The organism is Subtercola sp. RTI3 (genome assembly GCF_035018625.1).
In the GTDB taxonomy this organism is placed as follows: Bacteria; Actinomycetota; Actinomycetes; order Actinomycetales; family Microbacteriaceae; genus Subtercola; species Subtercola vilae.
Genome location: NZ_JASJXO010000017.1, coordinates 34,882 through 46,275, shown reverse-complemented (window position 1 = coordinate 46,275; position 11,394 = coordinate 34,882). Strand labels below are relative to the sequence as shown.

Genomic DNA, 11,394 nt, shown 5'->3' with positions numbered 1-11,394 from the left:
TTGCCCGCCGGCGGTTCCACTCCTGCACACCACGCTGTTCGTGCGTGTTCTCCACCGTCTGCTCGCTGCGTCTCGGGCCCGGTGCACGCCGAACGTAGCGTCGAAACGTGCCCCACACCCCACTCGACCACCCAGCTCAGCCCTCGGCCGCGCTTTCCCCGCCGTCGACGACAGCGACCGTTCACGCGGGGCCGCCTGCGCATGGCGATCCGCCGCCGCAGCCTCGTACGCGGGTGCGGGTGGGCATCGCCGCGGCTGTCGTCCTGGTGCTGCTGGCACTCGTGTGTTCGGTGCTCTTCTCGATCTTCGCGCCCCACGGCCGAACCGAGACGGTGGCGTTGCCGACCGCGGGTGGCGGGGTATCCAATTCCGCGCGTGCCGCCGGTAGTTCCTCGGCCGCGAGCACCAGCCCTTCGCCGACTCCGTTGGTGATTCCGGGCACTGGGGGCACTCCGGGTACCTCGACTACTGCGGGTGCTTCGAGTGCTTCGAGTACTGCGGGCGCTCCGAGCACTGCGGGCGCTCCGAACACTCCGGGGGGCGCGATCATCCTCGTGCACGTGGTCGGCGCGGTGGCCCATGCGGGGCTGTACGAGCTCCATCGGGGTGACCGTCTGATCGACGCCGTCGCGGCGGCCGGCGGGTTCAGCAGTGCGGCGAACCAGACGACCCTGAACCTCGCGCGCGTGATCAACGATGGCGAGCAGATCGTGGTGCCGGAGCAGGGCGCCCCCGCGGGTGGCGGTGGCGCGGGCGTGGCGGGTTCCGGAGGTGGCGCATCCTCGTCCGGCAGCGGCAGCGGCAGCGGCAGCGGCAGCGGCAGCGGCGGGAGTGGTGGTGCTTCAGGCGGGGGTGTCGCGGTGCCGAGCGCTCCCGTCAACCTCAACACGGCTGACGAAGTCGCCCTTGAGACGCTGCCGCATGTCGGGCCGGCGCTCGCCGAGCGCATCCTCGCCTGGCGAACCGCCAACGGCCAGTTCACCCAGATCGAAGACCTCAAGAACGTCTCTGGAATCGGCGACAAGACGTTCGACACACTGAAACCGTTGGTGACGGTATGACCGCGAGAGTGCTTCCCGGCGTGGCGGTCGGTGAAGCACATGCCCCGCCGCCCCGTTCGCCGATCGACCTTCGGCTGATCCTGCCCGCGGCGAGTTGCTGGCTCACGGCCGGTGTGCTGGTGGGGTTGTCACCGCACTGGCTCGGTGCGTGGGCGCCGCTGATCGCGGTCACGCTGTTCGGGTTCGCGCTCACCCTGCTGGCGTTCGTCGTGTTCGGCGGATTCGGCATGCACTCCCGGTTTCGCGCGCGACGAAGACTGTTGCGGGCGGCCGGAATGGGCGCCGCCGTGTGCGCGGCAGCCGCGCTGGCGTGCGCTTGTGTAGGAGCCCAGGTCTCAGCGCGCAGCCCCGACGATGTCGCCTCACTCGCCGGCCACACGGTGACCGTCACCCTCACCGTCGGCACCGCGGCGGTCGAGTCAGAGGCGCAGGGCTTCGCCGGCCCGCAGTCCTCCAAACGCTTCACGGCAACGGTCGACGAGGTCAGCGCCGGCCCTTCCCACCCCACCCTCTCAGGCCTGCGCATGCCGGTGCTCGTCTTCCTCAGCGCCCCGGCAGTCGGCGGCTCAGCACCCGGCAGCGCAGCCGATTCGCTGCTCGACATCGGCACGCGGTTGCGCATCACAGGAACCCTGCATCCCACCGATCCCAGCGAGAGCGTGGTCGACTTGTTCTTCGCCGACGGCACTCCGACGCTGGTGTCGTCGGCCCCGTGGATGCTCGACTGGGCCAATCACCTGCGAGCGACGTTTCGCGACAGCGCCCGCGCACTGCCCGGCGACGGGGCTCAACTCGTACCGGGCCTCGCCATCGGAGACGTCACCCTGGTCAGCGACGAGCTGAACTCCGCCATGATCAGCAGTGGCCTGAGCCACCTCACCGCCGTCTCGGGTGCCAACTGCGCCATCGTGGTCGAGGCCATCATGCTTCTCGGCGGAGCCGTCGGCCTGTCACGCCGATGGCGCACTGGCCTCTCGCTCGCCGTGATGGGCGCCTTCGTGGTACTCGTCACCCCATCGTCGAGCGTGCTGCGTGCAGCAGTGATGGCGCTCATCGTGCTCATCACACTGGCCTCCGGGCGCCAGCCGAAGGGCCTGCCCGCACTCGGGCTCGCCACCATCGTTCTGCTGTCGGTAGACCCATGGTTCTCCCGCAACTACGGTCTCGCCCTGTCGGTTCTCGCCACGGGCGGACTGCTGGTGCTCACCCGCCCCCTGCAGGCACTGCTCGCGTGCTGGCTGCCGAGCACACTCGCCCTCGTCATCGCGGTGCCCACAGCCGCGCAGATCGCCTGCCAGCCCGTGCTGGTGCTGCTCTCACCGACGATCTCCACGTACAGCGTCGTAGCCAACCTTCTTGCTGAGCCCGCAGCCCCCGTGGCAACCGTCGTCGGGCTCGTGTCGTGTGTCTTCGGTGCCGCGCTCTCCGGCCTCGTGCCGGCAGTCGGTGTCGCCGGTGCATGACTCACCTGGGTACCCGCCTCGTGGATCGCTGGTGTCGCCACCTTCTTCGCGAACCTCCCGGGCGCGAGCATCCCGTGGCTGGGCGGCTGGCAGGGCGCCGCACTCGTCGTGCTCGTCACCGCCGCTGCCCTCGTGGCGCTGTTCCTCGGGCCACCACTGTCGGGCATTCGCCTCGGGGCGAGCGCGTCTACACCGACGGCCGCGAACCTTCGCGCGGCGCCGAACCCTCGCGCGACCGCGACATTCTTGCCGGCGAACGCGGGAGCGATGCGAAACGGCTCCCCGTTTCGACGACCACGACCACTACCGCGACCGCCGCGACGGCGGGTGCCCATCACGCGCCGTGGTGTTCGGCTGGCAGCCGCTGCCCTGCTGGCCACTGCGGTCGCACTGTACGTTGGCACCGCTGTCGGCACCACCGTCACCGGCGGCGCGGCCTGGCCGGCGAACTGGCAGATCGCCGCCTGCGACATCGGCCAGGGTGATGCCGTCGTCGTACACGACCAAGACACGCACGCGCTGATCGACGTGGGCCCCGACCCGGCGCTGCTCACCGTGTGCCTGCATCGGCTGGGCATCCAGTCGATCGATCTGCTCGTGCTCACGCATTACGACCTCGACCATGTGGGCGGCCTCGATGCTGTGCTCGGGCACGTGGGAATCGTGCTCATGGGCCCACCCGAAGACAGCCGTGACGCCGCAATGGCAGGCAGGCTCACGGCGGCGGGCGCGGATGTTCGGCAAGCTCGCCAGGGCGACACCGGTGTTCTGGGCGGCCTGGCGTGGAACGTTCTGTGGCCCCAGCAGGGCACCGCGCTGCGGGGCAACGACGCGAGCGTGACAGTGCAGTTCACGGGCTCGATCAGGTCGCTGTTTCTCGGCGACCTGGGCGAAGACGCGCAGCGCATGGTGATGTCAGCAAACCAGCTCGAAGGAGAAGATGTTGTAAAAGTTGCGCACCATGGATCAGCCGACCAGAGCGAAGACTTCTACCAGGCCATCACGGCAAAGGTGGGGCTGATCTCGGTGGGCATGAACAATCGGTACGGGCATCCGACCGACAGGCTGCTGTCGATTCTCGCGCGAGCGCACACAGAGGCGTATCGCACCGACCTGCTCGGCATGATCGTTCTGGCGCCGTCGCCCGACGGCATCGTGGTGTGGTCAGACGGTCAGGCTAGGGTTGAGAAGAAGAAGTGAGGTGAACGTGGCAGCAGTGCGAGGGTCTCGTTCGGGGGCCGTCAAGAGCGCGGCAGGCAAGACGTCGGGCAAGTCTCCGGCGCCCGTGATTCCGCAACTCACGTGGGAGCAGATTCGCCCGGCAGCGGTGGTTCTCGTGTCAGGAACCGAGTCGTTTCTGGCCGACCGGGCCATCCGGCAACTGCGCGACCTCTTGAAGCTCGAAGACCCGAGCCTCGAAGTCACCGACATCGACGCCGCGAGCTATGCGCCCGGCGAACTGCTCACCATGGCAAGCCCGTCGCTCTTCGGCGAGCCGCGCATGATCAGGGTCACCTCAGTCGAGAAGTGCACCGATAATTTCATTCTCGAAGCCATCGACTACCTCGCCTACCCCGCTGACGACACTTACGTCGTGCTCCGCCACGGCGGGGGAGTTCGAGGCAAACGCCTGCTCGACGCAGTGCGGGCGGCGACCGGCGATGTGATCGAGGTGGTCTGCACCGAGCTGAAGAAAGACACCGAGCGCTACGACTTCGCAGTGGCCGAGTTTCGCGCCGCCGGGCGACGGGTGAGCCCGGGCGCCGTTCGCGCGCTCGTCTCGGCCTTCTCCGACGACCTGGCCGAGCTGTCGAGCGCGTGCAACCAGCTGGTCGCCGACACGAGCGACGAGATCACCGAGGCGACGGTCGAGCGGTACTACGCCGGCCGGGTCGAGACGAATGCGTTCGCGGTGGCCGACAGCGCGATAGCCGGGCGGTACGGTGAGTCGCTCGCGCTGCTGCGGCACGCGCTCGCCACGGGGGCCGACCCCGTTCCGATGGTGGCGGCGTTCGCCATGAAACTCCGCACGATGGCCAAGGTGCTCGGTACCCGTGGTGGGTCAGGGCAACTCGCGGGCCAGCTCGGCCTCGCGCCGTGGCAGATCGACCGCGCGAGGCGTGACCTGCAGGGCTGGACGGGCGAGGGGCTCGGCCGCAGCATCCAGATGCTCGCCGAGACCGACGAGAACATCAAGGGCGGCGGCCGAGACCCGGTCTACTCGCTCGAGCGCATGATCGCCACGATCTCGGCCCGCGGCGAACTCTGACGCCGGGCCTCCCGCTTGAGTAGCCGTGCGCCCGAGCGACGGGGCACCCGCGCGGCAGTGCGCCCGAACGCTACAGTGCGCCCGAACGCTACAGAGTCCCGAACGATACAGAGTTCAGACACGAGAAAAGGCCCCGCCGAGGCGGGGCCTTTTCTGCATCAATGCACCGACGGACAGGCCCGAAGGCCGCACCGCCCGCTCACCGACTACTTGGTGAGTGCAGCAACCGACTTCGAGATCGACGACTTGCGGTTCGCAGCCTGGTTCTTGTGGATGACGCCCTTGCTGGCAGCCTTGTCGAGCTTCTTGCCCGCGATGAGCAGCGCGCTGGCAGCCTTCTCGAGGTCGCCGGCGGCAACGCTCGACTTGACGGCGCGGATGGCCGTCTTCAGCTCGCTCTTGACAGCCTTGTTGCGCTCTTGCGCCTTCTTGTTGGTGCCGATGCGCTTGATCTGAGACTTAATGTTTGCCACTGAAATACCCTCTGTATCTAGTTCGTTCAGAACCTTTTAGAGTTCAGAAACGGTGTTGTTCGAAAATTGATGATCGCAGCCCGCGCAGACATGACGTGTCTCGGGCGCGGCTACGGAAGCCAACAGCAAACAATACCAGTTGTCGCCGCGAACGACAATCTCGCGCGAAACACCCGACCGATCGCTCGACTCCGATAGCGGTAATACCCTTAACCCTATGCCCAGCCTCGCCGCCCACATGGATTCCGTTCCGCCTTCGGGCATCCGCCGCATCTTCGAGCTCGCGCAGTCGCTCGACGACGTGGTGTTTCTCGCTGTCGGCGAGCCTGACGTGCCCGTGGCCTCGCACATCCTCGAGGCCGCCGAGCGAGCCTGGCACGCCGACGAGACGAACTACACACCCAACGGCGGCATTCCGGAGCTTCGCGCGGCGATCGTGGCGAAGCTCGCCACGCAGAACGGCATCGCCGTCGACACCGAACAGGTCTGGGTCACGAACGGCGGCATGCATGCCCTCTTCTTGGCGATGACCCTCACCCTCAGCCCCGGCGACGAGGTTCTACTGCCCGACCCGGGTTACTCGACGTTCGCCATGAATGCCCGGATGATCTCGGCCGTGCCTGTTCCCTACACGCTGCGCCTCGCGCACGACTTTCTGCCCGACCTCGACGAACTCGAGCGCCTCGTCACCAGCCGAACCCGCATGATCATCATCAACTCCCCGTCGAACCCACTGGGAGCCATCTTCCCGAAGCCCGTCATCGAGACGCTGCTCGCCTTCGCCCAGCGCCATGACCTCTGGATTCTGAGCGACGAGGTCTACGAGCGGTTCACCTACGGCGCACTGCACACTAGCGTCGCCTCGCTCGACACCGACAACCGCGTGTTCTCGGTCTTCTCTCTGTCGAAGACGTATGCCCTGACGGGCGCGCGGGTGGGCTATCTCGTGACTCCGCCCGGTATGGCCGCGCTGCTCCGCACAGCACAGGAAGCGATCGTCAGCTGCATCAACACTCCCGCACAGCTCGCTGCGGTTGCCGCCATCACTGGCCCGCAGGATCACGTGGCTGCCGCCGCGACGCACTACCGAGAGAACCTCGAGGTGGCCACGAAGCTGCTCACCGAGCTCGGTATCGCGTTTCTCGAACCGTCGGGTGCCTTCTACCTGTGGGTGGATGTGTCGTACGCCACCGACGGCGACGTGGCCGAGTGGGCTGAGCGTTTTCTCCTCGAGCAGCGCGTCGCCGTGGCGCCGGGCAGTGCCTTCGGGCGGCAGGGCGAGGGCTGGATCCGCCTGTGCGTGGCGGCCGACCCGGCCGACATCGAGACGGGCATCCGGCGCCTGCCCCGGCCACCGGCCGTCACGCCGGCCCCGCCAGTCTCGTAAACTTACGTCAGTCATTGTCAGAAACATAAGAGGAACGCGTGAGCCCCAGAGCAGTACAGGAACTCCAGCCGGCGTCGACCGACCCCGCGTTCATCCGGAACTTCTGCATCATCGCCCATATCGACCACGGTAAATCGACGCTGGCCGACCGCATGCTGCAGATCACCGGCGTCGTCAGTGACCGCGACATGCGCGCCCAGTACCTCGACCGCATGGACATCGAGCGCGAACGCGGCATCACCATCAAGAGCCAGGCCGTTCGCATGCCGTGGGCCCTCGAAGGCCAGACCTACGCACTCAACATGATCGACACCCCCGGCCACGTCGACTTCACCTACGAGGTGAGTCGTTCGCTGGCCGCCTGCGAGGGCGCCATTCTGCTGGTGGATGCCGCACAGGGCATCGAGGCCCAGACCCTCGCCAATCTCTACCTGGCCCTCGACAACGATCTCAAGATCATTCCGGTGCTCAACAAGATCGACCTGCCCGCGGCCGACCCCGACAAGTACGCCGAGGAGATCGCCGGGCTCATCGGCGGCCGCGCCGAAGACGTGCTGCGGGTCAGCGGCAAGACGGGCATGGGCGTCGAAGCCCTGCTCGACCTCGTGGTCGCCACCATTCCCGCTCCGCAGGGCGACATCGACGCCCCGCCCCGGGCCATGATCTTCGACTCGGTCTACGACGCCTACCGCGGCGTGGTGACCTACGTGCGCATGATCGACGGCAAGCTGACGCCGCGCGAGAAGATCATGATGATGAGCACCAAGTCGACCCACGAGGTGCTCGAAATCGGCGTCTCGAGCCCCGAACCGACGCCCAGCAAGGGCCTTGCGGTCGGCGAGGTGGGCTATCTCATCACAGGCGTGAAAGACGTGCGCCTCAGCAAGGTGGGCGACACCGTCACCACCTTCGTCCGGCCCGCAACTGTCGCGCTGAAGGGCTACTCCGAACCCAAGCCCATGGTGTTCTCGGGGCTCTACCCCATCGACGGTTCTGACTACCCGAACCTGCGTGAGGCGCTCGACAAGCTCAAGCTGTCGGATGCCGCACTCGTCTACGAGCCAGAGACCTCCGTCGCCCTGGGCTTCGGTTTTCGCTGCGGTTTTCTCGGCCTGCTGCACCTCGAGATCATCACCGAACGGCTCGAACGGGAGTTCAACCTCGACCTCATCGCCACGGCTCCGAGCGTGATCTACGAGGTGACCACCGACGACAAGAAGACGGTCACCGTCACGAACCCCAGCGAGTTTCCCGGTGGCAAGATCAAGAGCGTCAGTGAGCCCATGGTGAAGGCGTCGATCCTCGCGCCCAAAGACTACGTGGGCACCATCATGGAGCTCTGCCAGGGCCGCCGCGGCTCGCTCGACGGCATGGAGTACGTGGGTACCGATCGGGTCGAACTGCACTACCACATGCCCCTCGGCGAGATCGTGTTCGACTTCTTCGACCACCTCAAGAGCCGCACGCAGGGGTACGCGAGCCTCGACTACGAGCCCATCGGCGAACAGGAGGCCGACCTCGTGAAGGTCGACATTCTGCTGCAGGGCGAGGCGGTCGACGCGTTCAGTGCCATCGTGCACCGCGACAAGGCGTACGCGTACGGCGTGCTGATGACCGAGCGGCTGAAGAAACTCATTCCGCGCCAGCAGTTCGACGTGCCCATCCAGGCCGCCATCGGCGCCCGCATCATTGCGCGTGAGTCGATCAGCGCTATTCGCAAAGACGTTCTCGCCAAATGCTATGGCGGTGACATCACCCGCAAGCGCAAACTGCTGGAGAAGCAGAAAGAGGGCAAGAAGCGCATGAAGATGGTGGGCCGCGTCGAGGTTCCCCAAGAGGCGTTCATCGCTGCCCTGAGCGGCGACACCGAAGGCAAAGAGAAGAAGTAAGTGATGAGCGAGCAGATTCGCACACGCTCGACCCACATCGATCAGTCGCTCACGTACGCGGCCATCGGTGCGAGCCAGGCCGATGACCTCATGTACTACCCGCCGAAGGGCTTCAAGCCGTTCCAGGCCCGCATGCGGCTGGGTTCGGGCGACGAGCGGTTCGAGTCGGCGGCCGAAGCCGTGCTCACGTGGGGCATCCAGCGGGGCAGCGGCATCACCGTGCAGAACATTGAACTGCCGACGTCGAGCGACACCGACTACGTCGGCCTCGTCTACGACGCCGCCGGCCTGCCGATCGCCCCGCGCGAGGTCGACGAGGGGCACGTCTACACCGAAGACGGTACGCCGCACGTCGCACCCGGCGTCTCGGCCGAACTCGTCGTGTCGGTCTTCGGCGTGCGGTTTGTCGCTCCCGTGCGGGTGGTGTCGGTGACAGCCGACACGAACAGGGTGGGGTTCGCCTACGGAACGCTGCCGGGGCACCCGCAGACGGGCGAAGAGAGCTTCATGGTCGAACGCCACGATGACGGCTCGGTGTGGGTGGTCATCCGGAGCTTCTCGAAGCCGTCGACCTGGCTCTACCGTCTCGGCACGCCGCTCGTACGCTGGCAGCAGCGCAAGGCCACGAAGCAGTACCTGCGCGCCCTGCTGCCCGCCCGGGCCTGACGTGGGCAGCGCGCTTCCGCTCGGCGACCCGGCGCCGCTCGACGGGCTGTTGCCCGCGGGCACGGCTGACCAGTCGCTCGGGCACCCGTTCGGTGTCTACCTGCACGTTCCGTTCTGCCGTGTTCGCTGCGGCTACTGCGACTTCAATACCTACACCTCGACCGAGCTTCGCGGTGCAAAACAGGTCGACTACGCCGGCCAGGCCGTGCTCGAGGTACACCAGGCGGCGCACGTGCTGGCCGCCTCGGGTGTCGAGCAGCGACCCGTGTCGACCGTGTTCTTCGGCGGAGGCACGCCCACCCTGCTGCCGAGCAGCCAGCTCATCGAGATGCTGCGGTCGGTCGATGAGGCCTGGGGCCTCGCGCCGGGCGCCGAGGTGACCACCGAGGCCAACCCCGACTCAGTGGATGCCCGTTACCTCACTGATCTCGCGGCCGCCGGGTTCACCCGGGTGAGCTTCGGCATGCAGTCGGCCGTTCCGCACGTTCTGCAGACCCTCGATCGCACGCACGACCCCGAGCGGGTACCGCAGGTGGTCGAGTGGGCGCGCGACGCGGGCCTTCAGGTCAGCCTCGACCTCATCTACGGCACGCCGGGCGAGAGCCTCGACGACTGGAGCCGGTCGCTCGACGCGGCGCTTGAGATCGCCCCCGACCACCTCTCGGCCTACGCACTCATCGTCGAGCAGGGCACCAAACTCGCCCGCCAGATTCGATCGGGCGTCTACCCCGAACCCGACGACGACCTCGAAGCCGACATGTATGAGCTGGCGGATGCCCGGTTCGCTGCCGCCGGCTACGAGTGGTACGAGGTGAGCAACTGGTCGCGCGGCAACCAACCTTCCCGCCACAACCTCGCGTACTGGCAGGGCCACGACTGGTGGGGAGTGGGCCCGGGTGCCCACAGCCACGTCGGCGGCACCCGCTGGTGGAACGTGAAGCACCCCGCGGCCTACGCCGACCGTATTCTGGCGGGTCACTCGCCGGCGGCCGGCCGGGAGTCGCCCGACGCCGAGGCGCGTGAGGTCGAGCGCATTCTGCTGCTCGCACGCATCCGCGGCGCCCTCACGACGGCCTCACTCGCGCCGGGACCGCGCCGCGAGGTGGCCGGGCTCATCGCCGACGGCCTCGTGAACGCACAAGCCGCCCTCGCCGGGTCGATCGAGCTGACCGTGCGGGGGCGGCTTCTGGCCGATGCCGTGGTGCGGCGCCTCACCTGAGGATGAGCGCTGCGACCGCAGCCGACGTTGCTACTTGACGAACTGGATCGCACACCACTTCGGGTAGACATAGAGCTCACCCTTGTTGGCCGCGAGGGCAGCCATGATGCTGAAGATGATGCTGATGATGCCGGCGGCGATCAGCACGACGACACCGATGATGACGATCGACAGGATGCTGCCGATGACATACGCGATGAGCAGCGTGATCTGAAAGTTCAGCGCCGTCTTGGTGTGGTCGCGGATGAACTCGCCCCGGTCTTTCAGAACCAGGTAGCCGATCAGGGCGGGCAGGAATCCGAAGATGATGCCACCGACGTGGATCAGTGTCGCCCACAGGCGCTGGTCGCTCGGGCTGAGGGGCGGCTGAACCGCGTACCCGGCGGGGCCAGAGGGGGGCGGGGGAGCCGGAGGCCCGACGGGAGGGGGAACTTCGCTCGACATTGTGACGCCTTTCGTTGGTTGCGACGATCTTACGAGAAGTGGGCCGGGCTACTTGATCCAGCGAAAATTGACGGGATACCGATAGCTGCCGCCACCGTTCACCCGAACGCCGCCGACAATGGCGAAAACCAGGTTCACGATCACGACCGCCCAGATGATGAGGCCGATCAGCAGGCCGATGATCCAGCCGAAGACGGGTATGAGGCCGAGCACGCCGGCCACGATGTTGCCGACCACGATGATGCCGGTGACGTTGATGGTCCAGTTCAGGGCTTCGGTACTCTCCTGCCGCACCAGCGTGCCGCGGTCTTTGAAGACCAGGTAGATGATGAGGGCCGGGATGAGCGGAATGATGTTGCCGAAATGAGAGAGGGAGGCCCAGAGCTTGTCGTCGGCAGACGAGAGTGCGGGCTGGCCGGCAGCCGGCTGATATGGCGGGGTACCGTTGGAGTTCGACATAAGCACAAGATACTGCTCGTCAACCGGGTTGAGCAATGATTTTTACTCAGCGTGTGGCGATATA

The 11,394-nt window shown here is 66.8% G+C and carries 11 protein-coding genes; 8 read left to right on the top strand and 3 right to left on the bottom strand.

The genetic code is table 11. From position 1 onward, the window contains the following. The first annotated feature begins 107 nt into the window (after positions 1–107). The 4 genes from QN358_RS08705 to holA all read left to right on the top strand — a co-directional run bounded on the left by QN358_RS08705 (position 108) and on the right by holA (position 4,793). Positions 108–1,061 carry a helix-hairpin-helix domain-containing protein gene (locus tag QN358_RS08705; RefSeq protein WP_323512117.1) on the top strand — a complete coding sequence of 318 codons (954 nt, stop codon included), beginning with the start codon at positions 108–110 and terminating at the stop codon, positions 1,059–1,061. Continuing rightward, the gene (locus QN358_RS08700; protein WP_323512116.1) at positions 1,058–2,524 is read left to right on the top strand and encodes a ComEC/Rec2 family competence protein; all 1,467 of its coding nucleotides are present in this window, start codon (positions 1,058–1,060) and stop codon (positions 2,522–2,524) included. The genes QN358_RS08705 and QN358_RS08700 overlap by 4 nt, the downstream gene beginning before the upstream one ends. 108 nt (positions 2,525–2,632) lie before the next feature. Next, positions 2,633–3,724: a ComEC/Rec2 family competence protein gene (locus QN358_RS08695; RefSeq protein ID WP_323512115.1), complete on the top strand. Its 1,092-nt coding sequence runs from the start codon at positions 2,633–2,635 to the stop codon at positions 3,722–3,724. Between the two features lie 16 nt (positions 3,725–3,740). Further along, positions 3,741–4,793, top strand: a complete 1,053-nt coding sequence (holA, locus tag QN358_RS08690; RefSeq protein ID WP_416351975.1) for a DNA polymerase III subunit delta — start codon at positions 3,741–3,743, stop codon at positions 4,791–4,793. A gap of 206 nt (positions 4,794–4,999) precedes the next feature. Here holA and rpsT read toward each other — a convergent pair whose 3' ends face one another. Beyond that, a complete protein-coding gene (gene rpsT, locus QN358_RS08685) occupies positions 5,000–5,266 on the bottom strand; it encodes a 30S ribosomal protein S20 (RefSeq protein WP_136643510.1) in 267 nt (88 codons plus the stop codon). Positions 5,267–5,483: 217 nt separating this feature from the next. Here rpsT and QN358_RS08680 point away from each other — a divergent pair, with 217 nt between their 5' ends. Genes QN358_RS08680 through hemW form a run of 4 tightly spaced genes read left to right on the top strand, consistent with a single transcriptional unit; the run spans position 5,484 to position 10,427 of the window. Beyond that, positions 5,484–6,653: a pyridoxal phosphate-dependent aminotransferase gene (locus tag QN358_RS08680; protein WP_323512114.1), complete on the top strand. Its 1,170-nt coding sequence runs from the start codon at positions 5,484–5,486 to the stop codon at positions 6,651–6,653. Positions 6,654–6,691: 38 nt separating this feature from the next. Then, on the top strand, positions 6,692–8,542 hold the full coding sequence (gene lepA, locus QN358_RS08675; protein WP_136643508.1) for a translation elongation factor 4: 1,851 nt from the start codon (positions 6,692–6,694) through the stop codon (positions 8,540–8,542). Positions 8,543–8,545: 3 nt separating this feature from the next. Further along, complete coding sequence (locus tag QN358_RS08670; protein WP_136643507.1) at positions 8,546–9,208, top strand: DUF1990 family protein; 663 nt, start codon at positions 8,546–8,548, stop codon at positions 9,206–9,208. Position 9,209: 1 nt separating this feature from the next. After that, positions 9,210–10,427, top strand: coding sequence for a radical SAM family heme chaperone HemW (gene hemW / locus QN358_RS08665; RefSeq protein WP_136643506.1), 1,218 nt, complete (start codon positions 9,210–9,212; stop codon positions 10,425–10,427). Between the two features lie 30 nt (positions 10,428–10,457). Here the strand turns inward: hemW and QN358_RS08660 are convergent, their stop codons facing one another. After that, positions 10,458–10,871, bottom strand: coding sequence for a DUF4870 domain-containing protein (locus QN358_RS08660; RefSeq protein ID WP_323512113.1), 414 nt, complete (start codon positions 10,869–10,871; stop codon positions 10,458–10,460). Between the two features lie 48 nt (positions 10,872–10,919). Then, positions 10,920–11,330, bottom strand: a complete 411-nt coding sequence (locus tag QN358_RS08655) for a DUF4870 domain-containing protein (protein WP_136642590.1) — start codon at positions 11,328–11,330, stop codon at positions 10,920–10,922. Between the last annotated feature and the right edge of the window lie 64 nt (positions 11,331–11,394).

What these genes read in the sequence shown, in the direction of transcription:
- QN358_RS08700 (WP_323512116.1), top strand. Translation starts at nt 1,058, where the DNA reads ATGACCGCGAGAGTGCTTCCCGGCGTGGCGGTCGGTGAAGCACATGCC.
- QN358_RS08680 (WP_323512114.1), top strand. Translation starts at nt 5,484, where the DNA reads ATGCCCAGCCTCGCCGCCCACATGGATTCCGTTCCGCCTTCGGGCATC.
- QN358_RS08670 (WP_136643507.1), top strand. Translation starts at nt 8,546, where the DNA reads ATGAGCGAGCAGATTCGCACACGCTCGACCCACATCGATCAGTCGCTC.
- QN358_RS08660 (WP_323512113.1), bottom strand. Translation starts at nt 10,871, where the DNA reads ATGTCGAGCGAAGTTCCCCCTCCCGTCGGGCCTCCGGCTCCCCCGCCC.
- QN358_RS08655 (WP_136642590.1), bottom strand. Translation starts at nt 11,330, where the DNA reads ATGTCGAACTCCAACGGTACCCCGCCATATCAGCCGGCTGCCGGCCAG.